The sequence below is a fragment of the Bifidobacterium sp. LH_417 genome, assembly GCF_056357035.1.
The window spans coordinates 81,919-102,997 of record NZ_JBKEVI010000001.1 but is presented as its reverse complement, the minus strand read 5'-3'; the positions used below and the strand labels follow the sequence as shown (position 1 = coordinate 102,997).

13 protein-coding genes are annotated in these 21,079 nt (G+C 64.8%); 8 read left to right on the top strand and 5 right to left on the bottom strand.

Annotated features, from left to right (window positions below; genetic code table 11):
• The first annotated feature begins 71 nt into the window (after positions 1–71).
• Both AC1AYR_RS00360 and ilvD read left to right on the top strand, forming a co-directional pair.
• Positions 72–1,151, top strand: coding sequence for a Fic family protein (locus AC1AYR_RS00360; RefSeq protein WP_476511196.1), 1,080 nt, complete (start codon positions 72–74; stop codon positions 1,149–1,151).
• A 142-nt stretch (positions 1,152–1,293) separates the two neighbouring features.
• Complete coding sequence (gene ilvD / locus AC1AYR_RS00355; protein ID WP_476511118.1) at positions 1,294–3,159, top strand: dihydroxy-acid dehydratase; 1,866 nt, start codon at positions 1,294–1,296, stop codon at positions 3,157–3,159.
• Positions 3,160–3,388: 229 nt separating this feature from the next.
• Here ilvD and AC1AYR_RS00350 read toward each other — a convergent pair whose 3' ends face one another.
• Positions 3,389–3,754 (bottom strand): phage holin family protein, encoded by a 366-nt coding sequence (locus AC1AYR_RS00350; RefSeq protein WP_476511119.1) that lies wholly within the window; start codon positions 3,752–3,754, stop codon positions 3,389–3,391.
• A 21-nt stretch (positions 3,755–3,775) separates the two neighbouring features.
• Between AC1AYR_RS00350 and AC1AYR_RS00345 the strand changes: the two genes are divergently transcribed.
• The 5 genes from AC1AYR_RS00345 (at position 3,776) to AC1AYR_RS00325 (ending at position 9,010) form a co-directional block, all read left to right on the top strand.
• Positions 3,776–3,928 (top strand): hypothetical protein, encoded by a 153-nt coding sequence (locus tag AC1AYR_RS00345; protein WP_476511120.1) that lies wholly within the window; start codon positions 3,776–3,778, stop codon positions 3,926–3,928.
• 418 nt (positions 3,929–4,346) lie between these two features.
• A complete protein-coding gene (locus AC1AYR_RS00340; protein WP_476511121.1) occupies positions 4,347–5,390 on the top strand; it encodes a LacI family DNA-binding transcriptional regulator in 1,044 nt (347 codons plus the stop codon).
• 65 nt (positions 5,391–5,455) lie between these two features.
• A complete protein-coding gene (locus AC1AYR_RS00335; RefSeq protein ID WP_476511122.1) occupies positions 5,456–5,743 on the top strand; it encodes a hypothetical protein in 288 nt (95 codons plus the stop codon).
• Positions 5,744–5,958: 215 nt separating this feature from the next.
• A complete protein-coding gene (locus AC1AYR_RS00330) occupies positions 5,959–7,278 on the top strand; it encodes an oligosaccharide MFS transporter (protein ID WP_476511123.1) in 1,320 nt (439 codons plus the stop codon).
• A gap of 172 nt (positions 7,279–7,450) precedes the next feature.
• Entirely contained in the window at positions 7,451–9,010 is a 1,560-nt protein-coding gene (locus AC1AYR_RS00325; protein ID WP_476511124.1) for a glycoside hydrolase family 32 protein, read from the top strand.
• A 125-nt stretch (positions 9,011–9,135) separates the two neighbouring features.
• Here the strand turns inward: AC1AYR_RS00325 and AC1AYR_RS00320 are convergent, their stop codons facing one another.
• Positions 9,136–13,251, bottom strand: a complete 4,116-nt coding sequence (locus AC1AYR_RS00320; RefSeq protein ID WP_476511125.1) for an immunoglobulin-like domain-containing protein — start codon at positions 13,249–13,251, stop codon at positions 9,136–9,138.
• A gap of 118 nt (positions 13,252–13,369) precedes the next feature.
• Positions 13,370–17,458: a bacterial Ig-like domain-containing protein gene (locus AC1AYR_RS00315; RefSeq protein ID WP_476511126.1), complete on the bottom strand. Its 4,089-nt coding sequence runs from the start codon at positions 17,456–17,458 to the stop codon at positions 13,370–13,372.
• A 331-nt stretch (positions 17,459–17,789) separates the two neighbouring features.
• On the opposite strand from AC1AYR_RS00315, the gene AC1AYR_RS00310 reads away from it, so the two are divergent.
• Positions 17,790–18,674: an ABC transporter permease gene (locus AC1AYR_RS00310; RefSeq protein ID WP_476511127.1), complete on the top strand. Its 885-nt coding sequence runs from the start codon at positions 17,790–17,792 to the stop codon at positions 18,672–18,674.
• Positions 18,675–18,689: 15 nt separating this feature from the next.
• Here the strand turns inward: AC1AYR_RS00310 and AC1AYR_RS00305 are convergent, their stop codons facing one another.
• Together AC1AYR_RS00305 and AC1AYR_RS00300 are read right to left on the bottom strand one after the other, a co-directional pair.
• On the bottom strand, positions 18,690–19,637 hold the full coding sequence (locus tag AC1AYR_RS00305) for a BsuBI/PstI family type II restriction endonuclease (protein ID WP_476511128.1): 948 nt from the start codon (positions 19,635–19,637) through the stop codon (positions 18,690–18,692).
• A complete protein-coding gene (locus AC1AYR_RS00300) occupies positions 19,619–21,022 on the bottom strand; it encodes an Eco57I restriction-modification methylase domain-containing protein (protein ID WP_476511129.1) in 1,404 nt (467 codons plus the stop codon). Before AC1AYR_RS00300 ends, AC1AYR_RS00305 begins: the two co-directional genes overlap by 19 nt.
• Between the last annotated feature and the right edge of the window lie 57 nt (positions 21,023–21,079).

Below are 21,079 nucleotides of genomic sequence, written 5' to 3'. Positions count from 1 at the left end.
ATGTTTTCTGCATCATTTCGGTATTATATGATGCAGAAAACATGACGATGATGCAGAAAGCGAGGCGCACAGTGAGGGAATTCGACTACATCGCATCAGCCGCCGCCCTGCTCACCCCGCGCACGACGAGCCTGCTCACCGCGATCCATGAGGAGAGGGGCCGCCAAAGCGCACGGACATCGATACGTCCGGACATCCTGACGACGCTGACCGCGGTCGCACGCGTCCAGAGCATCGACACCTCCAACCGCATCGAAGGCATTTCGACCAGCGACAAGCGGCTCGGCGCGCTCGTCGCGGAGAAGGTCGCCCCACGCAACCGCGCCGAAGAGGAGATCGCCGGATACCGCGACGTGCTCGCGGTCATCCACGAAAGCCACGACTACATCCCACCCACGCCGAACGTCATCCTCCAACTGCACCGCGACCTGTTCCGCCACACCCCACTGTCCTTCGGAGGCCGTTTCAAAGACACCGATAACGTCATCATCGAACGCGACGCCGCCGGAGAAAGTCGTGTCCTATTCGCGCCGCCGTCGGCGATGGCGACGCCGGGACTCGTCGCACGCATCTGCGACGCCTACGCGGAGGCCATCCGGGACGGGCACACCGACCCGCTGCTCGCCATCGCCATGTTCATCCTCGACTTCACCTGTATCCACCCCTTCAACGACGGCAACGGTCGCATGAGCCGTCTGCTGACACTGCTGCTGCTCTACCGTAATGGCTACGAAGTCGGCAAATACATCAGCCTGGAGCATCTCATCGAGAAGGGAAAGGACACTTATTACGAGGCATTGGCGGCCAGCACCGTCGGATGGGATGACAGCACGAACGACTACGCCCCGTTCACGAACTACCTGTTCGGCGTGATTCTCGCCGCCTACAGGGAATTCGACGCACGCATCTCGGCCATCGCCGGAAACGATCAGACCGTCCATGACACAAGCACCGGGCGGACGACCAAAGCACAACGCATCGCCATCCTGTTCGACGAGACGCTCTCACCGCTCTCCAAGGCCGACATCCTCGCCGAACTTCCCGACATCAGCGCCACGACGGTCGAACGCACGCTGAAGGCCCTGCAGGACGACGGCACCATCGCCAGGATCGGGGCCGGACGCGCCACCCGTTACGTAAAGCGACGCTGAGAGCCGGAGACACAGTGCCGCACGCCTCCGTGCGCGGTGCGGACGAGCGCAACACGTGACGTACGCCACGTAACATCCTCGTGAATTCCACATATTGACTCTTGACAAAACGCGTGTCCCGATTAAGGACTTGAATGGAAGCATGACTGAAATGCGATCCGCAAAACTCATGTCCGGCCGCGTCTTCGCAGGCGCGCGAGCCCTCTACCGTGCCGCCGGCGTCAACGGCGACGACATGGGCAAGAAGCCCATCATCGCCATCGCCAACTCCTTCGACGAATTCCTCCCCGGCCACGTCCACCTCAACAAGGTCGGCCGCATCGTCTCCGAGGCCATCAAGGAGGCCGGCGGCATCCCGCGCGAGTTCAACACCATGGCCGTCGACGACGGCATCGCCATGGGCCACACCGGCATGCTGTACTCCCTGCCCTCCCGCGACATCATCGCCGACACCGTCGAATACCAGTGCAACGCGCACTGCGCCGACGCCCTGATCTGCATTCCGAACTGCGACAAGGTCGTTCCCGGCATGCTCATGGCGGCCCTGCGCCTCAACATCCCGACCGTGTTCGTCTCCGGCGGCCCGATGGAGGCCGGCACCACCGTCCTCGCCGACGGCACCGTGAAGAAGAACACCGACCTCATCTCCGTGATGTACGCCTCCGCCGACGACAACGTCTCCGAGGAGGACCTGCTCAACTACGAGAAGACCGTCTGCCCGACCTGCGGCTCCTGCGCCGGCATGTTCACCGCCAACTCGATGAACTGCCTGACCGAGGCCATCGGCCTCGCGCTGCCCGGCAACGGCACGATCCTCGCCTCGCACAAGTACCGCAAGGACCTGTTCAAGCGCGCCGCGCAGCAAGTCGTCAAGATCGCGAACCAGTACTACCGCGACGACGACGATTCCGTGCTGCCGCGCTCCATCGCCACGAAGCACGCGTTCGAGAACGCGATGACGATGGACGTCGCCATGGGCGGCTCCACCAACACCGTGCTGCACATCCTCGCCATGGCCCAGTCCGCCGACGTGGACTTCACGCTCGACGACATCGAGCGCATCTCGCACACCGTGCCGTGCATCTGCAAGGCCAGCCCCTCCGGCAAGTGGGAGATCTCCGACGTGCACCGCGCCGGCGGCATCACCGGCATCCTCGGCGAGCTCGACCGCGCCGGCAAGCTGCATCAGGACGTGCACTCCATCGACTACCCGTCGCTCGAGGCCAAGCTCGACGCGTGGGACATCATGCGCCCCACCTGCACCGAGGAGGCCAAGCAGATGTACCATGCGGCCCCCGGCCACATCATCTCCCCCGAACCGTGGACGCACGAGACCCTGTTTGACTCGCTCGACACCGACCGCGAACACGGTGCCATCCACGACATCGACCACCCGGAGATCCACGAGGGCGGTCTGGCCGTGCTGCGCGGCAACCTCGCCCCCGACGGCTGCGTAGTGAAGACCGCCGGCGTGCCGCAGGAGATCTGGAAGTTCCGTGGACCGGCGCTCGTCGTCGAATCCCAGGAGGAGGCCATCAAGGTCATCCTCGACGACACCTTGAAGCCCGGCATGGCACTGGTCATCCGCTACGAGGGCCCGAAGGGCGGTCCGGGCATGCAGGAGATGCTGTACCCGACCTCCTTCGTCAAGGGCAAGGGCATCGGCAAGCAGGTCGCCATGCTCACCGACGGCCGCTACTCCGGCGGCTCCTCGGGCCTGGCCATCGGCCACATGGCCCCGGAGGCCGCGAACAAGGGCCCGGTGGCGCTCATCAAGAACGGCGACATCATCAACATCGACATCGAGGCCCGTTCCGTGAACGTCGAACTGACCGACGAGCAGCTGGCGGAACGCCGCCGCGAGCTCGAGGCCGGTGACGGCTACGTGGCGCACCGCGACCGCAAGGTCTCGCAGGCCCTCAAGGCCTACGCCGCGTTCGCCCGCTCCGCCGACAAGGGCGCGACCCGCGACCCGGAGCTCATCGACAGGCTCTCCGGCCTCGCCTGATCGACCATCCCGATATACGGTTTCCGCCGAGGTGTTCACCGCGCGACATTCTCGCAAGGTCAGCCCTCAGCGGGAACCAGGGGGCCCACCAACGAATCAGTTGGGCATCTTAATGTCCGTTTCGTTTCGCCAGGCAGTGCACTGGTGAAACGAAACGGACATTTGCTATCCAGGGCGTCTCGCGCATACCAGTGGCATCGCGCGCCAGCGTGCTGCGCGCTTATTGCCGTCAGTCGCCGATGACGGTGCCGACGATTCCGGAGACGACGGCCATGATGAGCGAGCCGATCGTCGCCCACCAGAAGCCGTGCACATAGACGCCCACGCCGAACAGGCTCAGGGCAAGCCATGAGGCGAGCCGCATGAACAGCCAGTTGATGACCAGGTACAGCACGCCGAACGTGAGAATCGTGAACGGCAAGGCGATCATATGCACCACCGGCTTGATGGACGCGTTGATGAGCGCCAGGAACAGGGAGAACGCGGCGATGCCGAGAATCGGCGGCTCCCCCACCGTCGTCATGCCAGGCAACAGCACCACCATCACCGCCGCCGCGACCGTCAGCACCAGCCATTCCATCAGAAAGCTTCTCATAGCGCCATCGTAATGACGCGCATGCCGGCCACGGTGCGCAGGCACCGGCACATCGACGGCATCTTCACCCACGGCGCATTGAACCTGTATGGTTCGACGGCGAACCTGTGGAGTGGAGGTCCGGATGTGTATGGTCTGGATGCGGATGTGTATGATCTGGAGACGGATGTGTAGGATTTCGACGCGAACCTGCAATGCGGGATGCCGAAGACAGGACTCAGAACAGAAAGAACGAATGCCGAAAAGCCCGGAATTCCAACGAAGTTCAGATTGGCGGATAACAGAATCCGTCCGGTTTTCAGACACCCACTCCACACATCAGCCAACGACGACTGCACGTCCCCCTCACAATCATGCACATCCGCCCCGCAACCATACACATCCGCTCTGTGACCATACACATCCCAAGCTCCGCCGGAACGCCAGACCTGAGGGCATGGTGGATTGACAAGGAGGAGAGCGGCGGCATGGACGGCGGCAATGGCGGCAATGAAGAAGAGCGACGGCTACAGCAATAGTGGCGCCGGCACATCGACGGCATCTTCACCCACATAACCGCTGTTCCAAGCGATAGGGTGTATCGTTTTACGTTATGGTGACGATGAAGGAGATCGCGAAGCGTGCGGGGGTGTCGATTTCGACGGTGTCGTTGGTGATGAACCACCGCGACGCCGGTCGCGTCAAGCCGGCGATCGCGGCGCATGTGCGCGAAATCGCCGAACAACTCGGCTATCAGGTTAATCCGATGGCCAGCTCCCTGCGCACGAACCGCACGCGCACGATCGGCTTCATCAGCGAGGAAGTGGCGACCACCCCGTACGCCGGCGGCATGATCCTCGGCGCACAGTCGGCGGCCAGCCAGCTCGGATACCTGCTCATCACCGTGAGCACGGACGGCGGCATGGACGAGGGCGACGAGATCGACGCGCTCAAACGCTACGGCGCGGACGCGTTCCTCTACGCGAAGATGTCGAACCGGGTGACCGCCCTGCCGGACCGGCTCAAGGACGAGCCCGTCGTGCTCGTCGACGCGACCGACGCCGCCGGGGTGATCCCCAGCATCGAACCGGACGAGTATCGGATCGGATACGACGCGACCAAACGTCTCATCGATGCGGGGTGCACGCGCATCGCCTACATCGGCTGTTCGGAGCCGATGATCGCACAGGCGGGGCGCCTCGCCGGCTATCGTGCGGCGATCGAGGAGTCGGGGCGCAAGCTCGACGACCGTCTTGTCATCGACGTGCTCAATAACGGGCCGGCGCTGGAGACGGTCTCCGACCTGTTCGACTGGGAGCGTCCGGACGGCTTCTTCTGCTTCAACGACGCGCGTGCATGGTACGTGTACGAATGCGCTGCACGGCGTGGCCTCACGATCGGACGCGACGTGTCGGTCGTAGGTGTCGACAACCATCGCGTGTTCGCGGAGACGTTCTCCCCTCAGCTGACGACGGTGGCGCTACCACATTTCGAGATGGGATACTGGGCGGCCGCGAAGGTCATCTCGATGATTGAGAAGCGCGGACTCGACGATTTGACGTGGCCGGAGACGACGGCACCGATGCCGCCGCTCGACGCGGACATCCCCGCGAAGGTCCACTGCACGCTCATCGAGAAGGAATCGGTGAAGGCCTGACGACGCCGTCATGCCTGTGAACGTTCACCAGGCGTGTCTCCGCGTCGCCGACATATTATCCTGAGATGGTCGGCGGCATCCGCGTCAATGCCGAACGGATGCGCCGAGCCGGATTCACGAGGCCACAAGCCCCGGCCTTCCGGCTGGAACGAAGGTACGTCCACGAGGAGGATCTCGCGCCGTGCGTCGTCACAACAGCCATCGCATCGCCAGCACCATCGCAGCGTCAGCGCCAGCGCCGCTACACCGAGTACCGACACGGCAACGACACCGCGACACCGCCGAAACCTCCGCGACACGCCGACCCCATGTCGAACCGGTTCGCCCAAAACGGCGTTATATCAATCGTTTGACACACTGAAATCACTGACATTCAAACGTTTTACGCGCAACGTTTGACGTAAATCGTTTGACAGGTTACACTGATAACCGTCAACACGATTCCCCACCACGGCGCGGCAGCCGCGGGGGGAACCCCGCCGGACCACGAGGTCCGGCCCCGGCAACAAAGCCATACACAATGGGCGTCCGCGTCGCAGCGGGCGCGAGAGACAAGGGAATACAACAAATGGCAAGCGCATCGAAGTCTCCGTGGAGGAACCCCTCCTATCTGCAGAGCTCGTTCGGCATCTTCATGTTCTTCTGCTCCTGGGGCATCTGGTGGTCCTTCTTCTCCAGGTTCCTCACCGATGACGTGCACGGTCTGGGCATGTCCGCCGCCGAGCAGGGATCCATCTACTCGATCAACTCCCTGGCCACGCTGGTCATCATGTTCGCCTATGGCCTCATCCAGGATCAGCTCGGCATCAAGCGCAAGCTCGTCATCTTCATCTCCGCGGTCGCGGCCTGCGTCGGACCGTTCGTCCAGTTCATCTACATGCCGATGCTCAACGCCGGCGGCGCCACCCGCTACGCGGGCGTCCTGATCGGCTCCGTCGTCCTGTCCGCGGGCTTCATGGCCGGCTGCTCCCTGTTCGAGGCCGTCACCGAACGCTACTCCCGCCACTTCGGCTTCGAGTACGGCCAGTCCCGCGCCTGGGGCTCCTTCGGCTACGCGGTCGTCGCCCTGTGCGCCGGCTTCTGCTTCAACATCAACCCGCTGATCAACTTCTGGATCGGCTCCGCCTGCGGCCTCGGCATGCTCCTCGTCTACGCCTTCTGGGTCCCGGCCGAGCAGAAGGAAGAGCTCAAGAAGGAAGCCGATCCGAACGCCGCCCCGACCAACCCCTCCTTCAAGGAGATGGTCGCCGTCCTCAAGATGCCGACCCTGTGGGTGCTCATCGTCTTCATGCTGCTCACCAACACCTTCTACACCGTGTTCGACCAGCAGATGTTCCCGAACTACTACGCCTCCCTGTTCCCGACCACCGAGATGGGCAACTCCACCTACGGCATCCTCAACAGCTTCCAGGTCTTCCTCGAGTCCGCGATGATGGGCGTCGTCCCGATCATCATGAAGAAGATCGGCGTGCGCAACGCCCTGCTGCTCGGCGCCACCGTCATGTTCCTGCGCATCGGTCTGTGCGGCGTGTTCCACGACCCGATCTCCGTCTCCATCGTCAAGCTGTTCCACTCCATCGAGGTGCCGCTGTTCTGCCTGCCGGCGTTCCGCTACTTCACCCTGCACTTCGACACGAAGCTGTCCGCCACGCTGTACATGGTCGGCTTCCAGATCGCCTCGCAGGTCGGCCAGGTCATCTTCTCCACCCCGCTCGGCGCCCTGCATGACGCCATGGGCGACCGTCCGACCTTCTTCACCATCTCGGCGATCGTGCTCGCGGCCCTGATCTACGGCATCTTCATCATCAAGAAAGACGATCAGGACGTCGGCGGCGACCCGTTCTACACGGACAAGCAGCTGCGCCAGATGGAAGCGGCCAAGGCCTGATAAGGCCTGATCCTCTCTCCCCCCGACCAACCAACACCTGTGGCGGTCGCAACGGCTTTCCCCTTTTTCCCCGTTGCGACCGCCGCACCCACATCACCGGCCCGCCTCGCACACAACCTCGCAAGACCAAGACCTCACAAACAACCCATCAACCATCACACAAGGAAGTGCCATGACCACTGATTTCACCCCCGCCAACCCGGTCCTCACCCCCATCCACGACCACGCCGAGGAACTCGCCAAGGCCGAGGCCGGCGTCGCCGCCCAGGCCGCGAAGCGCAACGACCGCTGGTACCCGAAGTTCCACATCGCCTCGAACGGCGGCTGGATCAACGACCCGAACGGCCTGTGCTACTACAAGGGCCGCTGGCACGTCTTCTACCAGCTGCACCCGTACGGCACCCAGTGGGGCCCGATGCACTGGGGCCACGTCTCCTCCACCGACATGCTCAACTGGAAGCGCGAGCCGATCATGTTCGCCCCCTCGCTCGAGCAGGAGAAGGACGGCGTGTTCTCCGGCTCGGCCGTCATCGGCGACGACGGCGCGCTGCGCTTCTACTACACCGGCCACCGCTGGGCCAACGGCCACGACAACACGGGCGGCGACTGGCAGGTCCAGATGCTCGCAACCCCGGACAACGACGAGCTCACCTCCGCCACCAAGCAGGGCATGATCATCGACTGCCCGACCGACGAGGTCGACCACCACTACCGCGATCCGAAGGTGTGGAAGACCGGCGACAAGTGGTACATGACCTTCGGCGTCTCCTCCAAGGAACGCCGCGGCCAGATGTGGCTGTTCTCCTCCGACGACATGGTGCGCTGGACCTACGAGCGCGTGCTCTTCCAGCACCCGGACCCGGATGTGTTCATGCTCGAATGCCCCGACTTCTTCCCCATCAAGGACAAGGACGGCAACGAGAAGTGGGGCATCGGCTTCTCCGCCATGGGCTCGAAGCCGAAGGGCTTCATGAACCGCAACGTCAACAACGCCGGCTACATGATCGGCACCTGGGAGCCGGGCGGCGAGTTCAAGCCGGAGACCGAGTTCCGTCTGTGGGATTGCGGCCACAACTACTACGCGCCGCAGTCGTTCAACACGGACGGCCGTCAGATCGTCTACGGCTGGCTGAGCCCGTTCGTCGAGCCGATCCCGATGCAGGAGGACGGCTGGTGCGGCCACCTCACCCTGCCGCGCGAGATCACGCTGGGCGATGACGGCGACGTCGTCACCGCACCGGTCAAGGAGATGGAGGGTCTGCGCGAGGACACCTTCGACCACGGCGAGATCACGCTCGACATCGACGGCGAGAAGACGATCTGCGACGACGCCGAAGCCGTCGAGATCGAGATGACGATCGATCTGGCGCACTCCACCGCCGAGCGCGCGGGCCTCAAGGTCCACGCCACCGAGGACGGCGCCTACACGTACGTCGCGTACGACGATCAGATCGGCCGCGTGGTCGTGGACCGTCAGGCCATGAGGAACGGCGACCGCGGCTACCGCGCCGCGCCGCTCACCGACGCCGAGCTCGCCGCCGGCACGCTCGATCTGCGCGTGTTCGTCGACCGCGGCTCCGTCGAGGTGTACGTCAACGGCGGCCATCAGGTGCTGAGCTCCTACTCCTACGCCTCCGAGGGGCCGCGCGCGATCCGTCTCGCCGCCGAATCCGGCTCCCTCAAGGTCACCTCCCTGAAGGTCCACCACCTGAAGTCCATCGGACTGGAGTGAGCCCACTCCTCCCCTAGTCGGCTTCGCTGAACGCCAGGGGCCACACGACGAAGGCCGCCGTTCCCGATTTCCCGGGAGCGGCGGCCTTCGTCGTGTCGAGTCAGCGATCGGTCATGACCGATGACTCATGCGCGGCGCCTGCGCGTGATGAACAGCGCGCCGGCCGCGGCGACGAGCAGCGCCACGACGCCGGCCACGACGGCCACCGAGGAGCCGGTGGCGGTCAGGCCACCGTTCGACTTGTCGGAGGCGACGGGCTTCGACGTGTCCGGCTTGCCGGCATCGGAGGCCTTCTTCGGCGCGACGGTCACGGTGCGCACCACCGTGGCCTTGGCCCCGGCGGAGTCGGACACCGAGTAGGTGAGCGTATACGTGCCCGCCTTCGTCGTGTCGACGTCGCCTTCGACCACGATCGACGCGGTCAGGTCGCCGTCCTCCTTGTCGGAGGCGGTGACGCCGGTCATCTTGTCGAACGGGGATCCGTACGTGAGGTTCACGTCGGTCGCGCCGGAGATGACCGGGACCTCGTTGAGCGGGGTCGGCGGCACGTCCGGGGCGGTGAGCGTGACCGTGGCGGTGGCTCGCAGCACGGTGGGCTCGATGCCTTCGAGGTCGCCGCCGAGCGTCACGGTGCCGACCTTGGTCTCGCCGGCCCAGTCGTGGGAATCCCACGTCACCTTGACGTCCTTGACGGTCTTGTCGGAGTACGTGACCTTCACGCTCTGAGGCAGGGACGGCGTCTCGCCGGCCTTCGCCGTCGCCTTCACGGCTTCGGCGGAGACGGGGGCGACGGGCGTCGGCTCGGGCGTCGCATCGGCCTTGGTCGCGGAGACCCAGCTCAGCACCGGACCGGTGCCGGTCGCGGACGTGAGCGTGAACGTGACGACCTTGGAGCCGCCTTCCGGAATCGTCACGTCGCCGGAGGCGATGACGTTCCCGCTGTTCACGGACGCGTAGGCGAGCTCCTGCGCGACGACGCCGTCATAGCTGGTGGTGACGGAGGTCGGTCGCGTCTGGTTCCACCAGTCGTGCATGCCGAAGGAGACGGTGTGCGTGCCGGGCGCGAGCGTGAGCTTGTAGCTCAACGTACCGGCCTTGTTGTCGGCGCCCGCGTAGATGCCGGAGACGTATGGGTTCGCGTCGCCGGTGTTCTGCGCACCGTAGTTGGCGGATGCGTTGCCCCAGCCCGTGGTCTCGTCGAACGCTTGGTCGGCCTTCGCGTTGGTCAGACCGCCCTCGGTGAGCTTCTTCGCCGACTCGTAGGTGGCGGAGGAGTCGCCGCCGTTCACGTCGACGAAGTACTCGAGGTTCTTCTCGACGCGCTGCACGGTGGCGGTGGCGGGCAGCGTCGTGCCGTCGACGACGCCGCGCACCGTGGTCGGCGCGTAGTACTTCGCCTTGGTGGCGGTACCGGAGGTCTGCCACGTGACGTCACGTTGCTCCTCCTTGCCGCCCACGGTGACGACCGTCACCTGCTTGGGCAGCTGCGGCGTCGTGCCGTCGAGGAAGGCGACGGTGCCGTCGACCGTCTTGACGGATTGGACGTCGTCGGCGTCGGCCTTGGACACGCTGATCCAGCTGAGCATCGGGTCGAGGGCGGTGCCGGCGTTGGAGGCGGTGAAGCGGATCGACGCGGCCTTGTCGAGGGTGAACGTGATCGCGGACGTGGCCTTCTGGCCGTCCTTGAGGTTCACCGACGCGGAGCCGAGCTCGGTGTCGCCGTCGGTGACGGAGAACTTGACGGTGCGGTCGTTCCACTGCGCCCACCAGTCCTTCATGCCGGCCTGCACGGTGTACACGCCGGGCTCGAGGTCGGCCTGGTAGACGATGGACTTGCCCTTGTTGGCGTAGAGGCCGGTCTCGTACGGGTCGTTGCTGTCGGTGCCGTAGACCTGCGCGTCGCCGTCGGCGCCGAGCGTGCTCACACGTCCCCAGCCGGAGGCGGCGTCATAGGCCTGGTCGCTATGCTTCTGACGGGAGGCGATGCCCTCGGACGCGGACTTCAGCGCCGTGAAGTAGTCGGACTCGTTGTCCGGGTCCGAACCGGCGTCGATGTACAGGTACGTGTTCTTCGGGTAGATGGTCGCGGTGACGGACACCTCGATGTCGTTGAGCTCGGGCAGCTTGCCGGTGATGGTGACCTCGCCGGCGGGCTGGTCCTCGCCGAAGTACGTGTCCCATGTGACGGGCGTGGTGACTGTGCCGGTCTCGCCGCCGCGCCGGATCTCCAGCTTGTCCGGCAGCGCCTTGAGCAGACCGCTGACCGAGGTGGCGGTGGCCGGCAGCTTGGTGACCACGTCGACGGCCTCGTACTTGTTCAGCTCGTCGAGCGTCCAGTCGGCGGCGGGCAGCACGCGCATCGTGCCGTTGACCATCTGCATCGGCGTCATCACGTAGCGCGACTGGCTGATGTCGTTGCCCGTGTCCGGGTTGTACCAGCGGTCGCCCCAGTAGATGAACAGGCCCTTGGCGGCGTCCACGGGGATGATGGAGCTGGACTGCGTGTAGAACGAGTTGGTGTGGCTCTGCTCGTAGCCGTCGCCGTCCACGAACGGGGTGCCGATCTCATGGTAGGGGCCCATGATGTTGTCGCCCTCGCTCTTCGTGTACTCGTTCTCGTTCGGCGCCCAGCCGGTGGTGTGCGAGTAGATGAAGTAGTAGTGGCCCTTCCACTTCACGGGGGCGGGCGACTCCTTCGAGTTGGTGGCGATGATGTTATACGTGTCGCCGTCCTTGACGGAGGTGCCCTTCTTCTGTTCGGACACGGGCTTGGCGAGCTTGGTGTACGTCGAGTCGAGCAGGGAGATGGTCAGGTCGCGGTTCTCGTTGCTCGCGTAGATCAGGTACGCGTCGTCGACGCCGTCGCCGTTCTCGTCCTTGCCTTCGTCGATGTACAGGTTCATGTCGCGGGCCATGCCCGGGTTCGACGTGTTGGAGCCGGGGCTCATGCGGAACGAGCCGAGGTACTTGTACGGTCCGGCCGGGTCGTCCGTGGTGCTCACGGCCACGCCCGCCTTGGCCTTCGAGTAGGTGGCGGTGTCCTCGTTGCCGTACTTGGGTCCGTCGGCGTGGAACCAGATCACCCAACGCTTGGTGGAGGCGTTGTACGCCATCTTCGGACGCTCGAACACGCAGCTGGTCTTCGTCGGGTTGGAACCGTCGCCGTAGAGCGCCTTCAGGTCCCACAGCAGCTTGTCGAGGGCCTCCTGCGGGCTGGAGATGTTGTAGTTGGAGGCGTCGTTCGCGAAGGTACTGAAGTCCTTGCCGTAGATGTTCGTGTAGTCGGGGTCCTTGGCGATGTTCTCGACGTTGTAGTACTTCTGGTACACCTCGTCGCCGCCGGCGAGCTTGTTCTTGAGGTCGGCGTCGCCGAGGTAGGTCTGGAAGCCGAGCCCCTTGTCCGTCCAGTTGAGCAGGTCGTCGGAGTAGTAGATGCGCACGCCGTGGGCGACGAGACGGTCGGTCTTGTCCTCGCCGCACCAGATGTACACGTAGCCGTCGCCGTTGGCGTCGAGCTTCTGGTCCTCCTTGGCGAGCGTCGAGGTCTTCGCCTTGACGATGCCGGCGCCGTGCGCCTGGATCAGGTCGCCCTTATCGTCGAACATGCGGGCGCCGTTGGTGCCGGTGATGCCCGTGTAGTGGTAGATGAAGCGGACGGCCTTGAACGCCGTCTGCAACGTGTCGGCGGCCTTGGTCACGTCGTCGGCGGTGGCGTTCGCGTCGTCGACGACATTCTGCGCGGCGTCGCGCGCCTCGTTCAGCGCCTTGAGGTCGTCCGGGTTCGCCTTCCACGTGTCGTAGGGGGCGGTTCCGGAGTCGTCCGAACGGTAGCCGGAGGCGAGCGGCTTCAGATCCTTTTCGGTGGTCTTGCCGAGCAACGTCTTCAGCGTGGTCTTGTCCGTCGTCGGCGCGTCGGCCTGCGCCGTGGGCGCGGCCGCGTCGCCGCCGTCCGTCGCGTCGGTCGCGTCGCTCTTGGCGATTCCGTCCGTCGCCAGTTTGTCGGCGATGTCGGCCGACGCGTCGAGCGCCTTCTTCGCCTGTTGCGTGCCGTCCTGCGCGCCGTCGGCGTCCGTCGTGGATTGCGCGGACTTCGCCGCGTCGCCGCCGATCAGGCTGGACAGGTCGCCGGTGGACGGCGTGGATGCGTCCGTGCCCTCCTCGGCGTTGGCGGGAATCGTCATCGACGTGCACAGCAGCGTCGCCGCCGCTATCGCACCGATGAACCGTGTTCCTCGTTGCATGTATTCCTCCTTGAATTTCCTTCTGTTTCCTTCTTTGGTGAAGGCCGCCGCCCCGAACGCAATCGGAGCGGCGGCCTCGATCATCATGCCGCCGGCGGACCGGCGGCCGGGCTACCGGCTACTGCCGGCGCCTGCGCGTGATGACCAGCACGCCGGCCGCCGCGACGAGCAGCGCGACGACGCCGACCACGCCGGCCACCGAGGAGCCGGTCGCGGACAGTCCCTTGTTCGGCTTGGCCGTCGTCTGGCCGTTGCCGCCGGCCGCGCCGTTGCCCGGCGCGGGCTGCTGCTCCGGACCGGGCGTGACGGACGCGGCCTTCACGGTCACCGTGAACGTGGCGGACACGCCGCGGTAGGAGACGGTGACGGTCTTCTCGCCGGCGGTGGCGGAATCGAAGCCGGAGACGGTGTACTCGCCGTCGGCGAGCGCCTTGCGTTCCGTCTTGCCGTCGCGCTGGTAGACGGCGGCGACCTTGAGTCCGGCGAGGTCGAGCTTGTCGCCGACCGTGTACTCGGTCTTCGTCGGGGCGGTCACGTCGAGCGAGGCGAGCGTGGCCGCGTCGAACGTGACCGTGTAGGTGGTCGTCTTCGAGCCGTCGGCGGAGGTCACGGCGATCTCGGCCTTGCCGCCGAGCGCGCCGGTCTTGACCGCGTCGCCGGTCACCTTGACGGTGGCCGCGTTGTCCTTGGCGTAGGCCTGCAGGACCGGGTTCGCTTCGGCGTCGATCGGCAGCGCGACCGTGTAGTCGGTCGTGGCCGGGTCGAAGCCGCTGACGGTCGCGCCGTCGAGACGCAGGTCGCCGAGCGTCGCGTCGGCGGCGGGGGCCGCGACCTGCTTCGCCTCGTAGATGCGCACCTCGGAGATCTTCGCGTAGTAGTTCGCGTTGTCCGCGTAGGTGAGCTTCAGGCGCACGCCCCTGGTGGCGGGCAGCTTGTCGAGCGAGACGGTGGTCACGTCGCCCTGGTTGATGCGCGGGCCGGTTTCGGCGGTGACGCCGGAATCCTTCCAGGTCGTGCCGTCCGCGTCGAGGACCTGCACGGCGAACGACTTCGGGGTGGCTTCGCCGAACGAGACGAAGTCGAGCGAGTGGAGCGTGCGCGCCTTGTCGAACGTGTAGCTCACCCACGGGTCCACGCCGGCGCCGCCGCTCTTCCAGTCGGACCACGCCTTGCCGTCGGTCGCGCCGTCGCAGGTGTTGCCGATGACGTTCGAGCCTTCCGTATAGGAGGCCTGCGCGTTGGCGCAGAACGTCTTGGCGAGGTTCTCGCCGTTGACGGTCTCGCCCTTGGTCACGTACACGGTGAGCGTGGCGGGGATGGTCGCGCCGGTGCCGCTGCCGTCGTCGACCGTGCCCTTGACAGTCACGGTGCCGGTCGAGGCGAGCTTGTCATCGGAAAGAGCGGACCAATCCCACGTCACGTCGCGCGCGAACGCCCCGGAGGCGCGCACATGCGCGTCGACGGTGGCGGGGGCGGCGGCCTTGACGTCGTCGGCGGTGGAGCCGGCGGCGACGGTGACGGACGCCGGGTCGGTCGCGGTGAACGCGCCGACGGTCACGGTCGCGGTGACCGGGAACTCGTTGCCGTAGACGTCCTTGGCGACGGCGGTCGCCTCATAGGTGCCTTCCTTGGCGACGTCCACCTTGGAGACGTCCCAGCCGGCGGCGGTGACGTCGGCCTTGCCCTCGCCCCACGTGTAGTAGAGGGTGACGGTCTTCGGCAGCGCGGCGGCCGCGTTCACGGCGGTCTGCACGTTCACGGCCTTGGCGCCGGTCGGAGTGACGTCGCGCAGCGTCCACGTCTGGTTGTTCGCGGGCGTGTTCGCGGTGGAGGAGGTCCACAGGCCGACCTTCGTGCCGGCGGCGGTGCCCGAGCCGTTCACGTCGAGGTTCTGCTTGGCGGCGGCGTTGAGCAGCTGGTAGCCGGAGCCGTCACCGGTGTTGAGGATCCACTTGGCGGCCGGATCGGACTTCGCCTGTTCGACGGATTCATCGGACAGGGCGTTGGTGCCGTCCTTGGAGACGAGCACCTTGCCGTCGGCGTCGGTGATCACGTACGCCTTGAGGTCGGGGCGCTCGGTGCCGGACTGGTCGATCTGGGTGAACGTCCAGGTCTGCTTCTTCGCGTCGGCGGCGGTGGAGGCCACGTCGGCGAGGGAGAGCGCGGAGTCGTCCTTGGCGACCTCGGCGACGGCCTTGCCGGACTGCTTGCCGACGAGCTGGTACGTGCGGCCGGTCGCGGCGGCGACGGCAGAGTCGGAGTGGCCGGTGACGCCCTTCAACTGGATGGAGGCGATCGAGCGGGCGGGGACCGTCACGGTGGCGGTCTTCGCGGCCTTGTCGATCACGACGGAGCCCGCGGCCTGCTTGACGTTGCTGGTCTTGGCGAACACCTCGGGGGTGGCGGAGTCGACGCCCTTGTCCTTGTCGGACTGGGCGGTCTCGGTCGTCAGGTAGAGGTCGCCGGACGCGTCGTCGGCGATCTGGCCGTACTTGGACAGGTCGATGACGAACGTCTGGGCGTTGGTGCCGGAGTTGCGGTGCACGATCGTCTGGGTCGCGCCGTCGGCGGAGGTGGCGGTCATCGTGTTGTCGGTGTCGTTGTTGGCGATGACCTTGTCGCCGGCGTGGATGAAGCGGGTGATGGCCTTGACGCCGTTGTACTTCGCGTTCGCGATGACGGTGCACGGGGCGAGGCCGTCGGTCGTGCCGCCGTTGTTGTTGACGCGGCGCTCCGAGTACAGCTTGCCGTCCTTGCCGGCCACGGTGCAGTCGAAGTCGATGAGCACGGTGCCCCAGTTGGTGTTCTCGCCGGCCGGGTTGACGTTCGAACCCATCTGCATGTTGTAGAGGTCCTCGACGACCTGCCAGAACGTGAAGTCCTTGGACTGCAGGCGGGGCACGTTGGAGCTGATGTAGCTCATCATGCCGAGCGCGTTGTCGAAGCCGTACGGGTTGTACGAGCCGGACTGCCAGGAGCCGTCCACCTCGCTCATCGAGAGCTTCTTGCCGTCGGCCTGCGCGATGTCGCGGGCGAGCATCTGGCTGCCGGTGGAGTAGGCGTGCACGTTGTACTGGCCGACGAGGTCCTTGACCTCCTGCGGGTAGTCGTTGTAGGACTTGACGAAGTCGGCGGAGTTGGTGGCGTCGGTGGCGGAGATGATCGTGTCCGCGTTGCCCTTGAGCGCCTTGGACAGGGCCTTGATGGTGGCCTGCTGCTCGGCGTTGTTGACGTGCATGCCCTCCTGCGGCTTCTTCAGCGCGTTGGAGTACGGCGTGACGGTCTTGTCCTTGTCGGAGTAGTACTTGCTCCAGTAGTTGTTGATGAGGTTCTCGTTGGAGTCGCCCTTGCCGTCGTAGTCGGAGGCCTTCTGGGACGGGGTGCCCCAGTAGCTGGTCTCGGACTCGTTGAACGGCTCGACGGTGTCGACGTTCACGTTCGCGCCGAGGCTTTCCAGATGCTCGACGTTCTTGGCCATGTACTGGGCGAACTTCTCCGGGTCCTTGAGGTTGTTCGAGCCGGAGTTGTATCCGCCGGTCGCGTAGCCGCTGTTGGTGAGGAACCACGGGGCGGAGTTGGCGAACGCCTCGATGTCGGTGATGTCGGCCTTGCCGTTCGTGCCTTCGGCGCCGCGCTTGATCCACCAGTCCTGGGCCGCGGACTTGCTGAAATCGTACTGGCTGTCGTCGGTCGGGTCGAACGCGGCGGCGAGCTTGTCCTTGTCGGCCTGCTTGGTGGTGACGCCGCCGTAGACGTTCTTGGAGCCGTCGGCGTCGTCCTTCCACGTGCCGGGCACGGCGGCGCCCTGGCGCATGAACGGGTAGCCGTACGCCACGTCGGAGGCGTTGCCGCCGCCCACGTTGTAGCGGGCCATGTTGAGGTCGAGGCCGTCCGAGCCGAAGATGGACTGGTAGAACTGCTCGCGCAGCTGCTTGCCGTATGCGACGGCCTTCTGCTTGGACGCCTCGTCGCCGAGGTTGGTGGTGATGGACGATTCCTCGCCGAGGTTGCCGGTCGCGTTCGCGAACCAGGCGAGCGAGGTGCCCCACCCGTCGAACTCGTTGGCATACCACGGGTTCGGGGTGACGGTGACGGTGTTGGCGTTGCCATCGGCGGCAATCGCCGTGCCGGCGGTCGCGAACGCGCCTCCCGTCGTGAGCGTCGCCGCCGCGACCAATGCGGCAAGCGACCTTCCCAGTACCTTCATAGTGCTCCTTACTGTGGGATTCCGCCGTTTCCTTGACTATGACATCGCTTCGTCGCACGTTGTCCACTCGCCATCCACGGCGTCGACGTCGGCTCCTTCACCCGGCGTCAGTAGAAATGTTTACGCAAACATTCCTACGTAGCAGAATTCTAGCATATCCGCGCCATTGCCGCCATCCTCGGAGCAGCGCGCACGCGGCCCCCATGCGTCCTATACTGTGATGCGGCGTGCCACCGCGGCACGCGCACGCAACGTTACGGCCGTCCGGCGCGCGGGCTCCTCACCTTACCGCGCAACGCCCCGGCCGCGAAAGGGAAACAAGGTGACCAACATGTCCGAAACGACGCGCACATCCGCGACCGCATCATCCGCGACCACCACCACGGCGAGCATGTCGATCACGCCGAACGAACCGAACGAACCGACGGCATGGTCACGCGTCATCGCACACGTCGCCCGCCGCATCCCCACGATCGTCGCCGTGGTCGCGCTGTTCGGCATCTGGGAGGCCTGGGTGCGCATCGGCCATGTGCCCTCCACGATGATCCCCGCGCCAAGCGAGATCCTCCAGGCGACGATCGAGGTGTGGCCGACGCTCGGGCCGGCGGCCGCCGTGACCACCTACGAAGGCGTCGTCGGATTCCTGTTCGCCGTGCTGCTGGGCGTGCTCGTCGGCATCGGACTATACTGCTCGCGCGTGTTCAACGCGGCGTTCTATCCGCTGCTCGCCGCCGCGCAGACCATGCCGCTCATCTCCATCGCCCCGCTGTTCCTCATCTGGTTCGGCTTCGAGACCTCCGGCAAGATCGTCATCACCGCCGTGTTCGGCCTGTTCCCGGTGGCCGTACAGACCGTGCGCGGACTCGAAGCGGTGCCCGAGTTCTATTCGGACGTGGCCTTGACCTGCGGAGCGACCCGTTGGTGGACGCTGTGGCATGTCAAGCTCCGGGTCGCGGCCCGTCAGATCTACGGCGGCGTGCGCGTGACCGGCGCGTACATCTTCGCCACCGCCTCCACCGCCGAATACCTAGGCGCGCGCAAAGGCCTCGGCATCTGGCTGCAGGCCGCGTACAACTCGTTCCGCACGCCGCTCATCTTCTCCGCCACGTTCACCATCATCGCGATGACATGCCTGCTGCTCATCGCCGTGAACATCAGCGAGCGCCTGCTGCTCGGCCCCGTCGGTGACGACGCCGACCCGGACGCCGACCAGTGAGAGGGGGACGGCTGCTTAGTCGCCGTAGGGTCCCATGAAGCGCGAACCGTTGAAGTGCATCATATGGTCCGGCGTATCCGCGCACCACGCCTCCGTCTCCCATGCAAGTAGCGCAAGGTACTTCTGCATCGTCCTACGGTCGGGGAAACAGGACACAAGCACGACCTTATCCCACTGATCGGCGAACAGGTCATGCAGCTCGGCCTTACGGGTCACATCGACCGGCCCATGCGTGCTGGCGGCTTCCATGAGGAACAGCCAACCACGCTCCGCATCCCACGCAATCACGTCGGGAGCTTTCTCGCGGGCCTTCAGGCCGATACCGAGCTCGTCCATGAGGCCGGCATCGATGACGCCATGCTTATGGTCGGTGTCATCGATATAGATGATTCGACAGCCGGGTGCGAATCGCGGCAGCATTTCCTCGACCATCGCTTTGATCAACACCGACTGACCGCCGGGAGACAGCTCAAGAGACATACCGGATGGCAACGTCACCGGGGTCTTCGGCATATTGCGTCGTTCCTCACTCAACGAGGCGTATGAGACATGCTCAAGCAGAAACCGTTCCAGCTCCGAGTCGAAATGCTTCGCCCCATACGTGCGGAACACCTCAAGCGCGGTATCGGTCACACGGTAGTTCCATTTCGGCGAGTTGATCGGACGATCAGGCCGGTCGGCGTTCTCTTCGACGATTCCAGCCATGACGAACTGGTGCAGCGTGAACCGTCGAATCGTCTCCCGCGTATTGGGCTTGTATTCCACTCCGAAATGGTCGCGAATCCAGTCCATGATCGCCCGGGTACCGAGCATCGGATTCGTGGCCTGCTCCCACGAATCCCCGTCTTTGAGCTGCAATAAGGACAGCAGGGTCATCGCGCTACGCTCGTTCAGCTGGTCTTTGCCGACCTCGAAATCGCGCAGCACTTCAAGCGCTTCGTGAATCAGCTCGCCTGCACCCATGAAAACAACCTTCCAATCGCCCCGTCAATGCGTTCCTGGCTCACGCCATCGTCAAGAGGCAGATCATCAGCCAACGCGGCCAGTTGTTCCTTTGACGGGCACGGCATCTGACGCAAATCCGTCGCATTGACCTGCGTGCTGCCGGACACCTGCCGATACCATTCATCGACGATCGACGACGACAGCCACAATGTCAGACCGCGTGCGACCCGGTCATCCAACGGCACGGTCCGGCGTGACGTTCCCTGATGCACATAGTTCAGCTTGTTGTCGGCCACAAATCCGACATCACTGCATAGATACGATGCGGCAATACGGCGACGCTGTTCCTTGGCGGAAAAACGGTTCACCAGACAATAGCTACCAGCCGGAAGTACGACATTACGAGCATCGGCTTCGCCAATCACCCACTGCTCCCGGTCACATTCGACCGGGTGCACCGTCATCATGCCGCGTTGATTGTCCGACCAGTACAGCGGATGTCCGCCCGGCACCTCGACTTCCGACAGCACATCGCGGTTACGGAACCATACCAGCTTTCCGGTGGACACCCACAGTCCTTGGTCGGCCATCGTCCTGAACCCGGACAAACGCGGATCCTGCTGCCGGATACGCACAATGCGGTCACGCCCCATCAGTAACGCCTTGAACGCCACCGACTCATGCCGCTGACGCTCCAACGGCTCAGCCGGTTCGGCATCGGCGTACACCGCGACCTTCTTGGCCTGAGAACGCCTGGACACCTTCACCAGCATGATCTCCTGCAGGATGTTCATATCCCTGAAATGCTCCTGACGGGACCCATAGACGGCCATCGTGTCAAGACTGCACTCGTTCAACATCCATTTGCGAAAATCCTTGAAGTAATCGCCATTCATCCATGAACGCGGGATGATGGCCACGCATTCGCCTCCCTCGGCCAAAGCCTGAATCGCAGTCACCAGAAACGCCGTGTAGAGGTTCGTGACCTTCACGCCACCGCTGCTCGTGGCGATCACGGTCGGGCTGATCTTCTTGTACGGCGGATTCAGAATCACCCGGTCGAATCGTGCATCAAGCAACACATCGAACACCGACTCGTTAAGCACCTCGACGTCATCACATACCTGGCGCAGCGAAATCTCGGAAGCCCGCGCGAGATCGGCATCCTGTTCGATGGCGACGACGCTGCTGCCACGCGCCGCCTGCCGGGCCGTCACCGCACTCAGAATGCCCGAGCCGGAACCCAGATCGAGAATCCGCACCGGTTGACTGGTCGACGTGAATAGACTTACCGCCTGCTCCGCAACGGGCATGGGCGTCAGAAACTGCTCCCATTGCTGTTGCTGCGCCGGCGAAAGCGACGCCGCAGCAGTATTGCGAATCTGCGCGATGGTCTCGGTCATACTCAACAGAATAGCCGGCAGTCGCGAAGGGGTCGTTCCTCCCGACGCCGGTAGCCC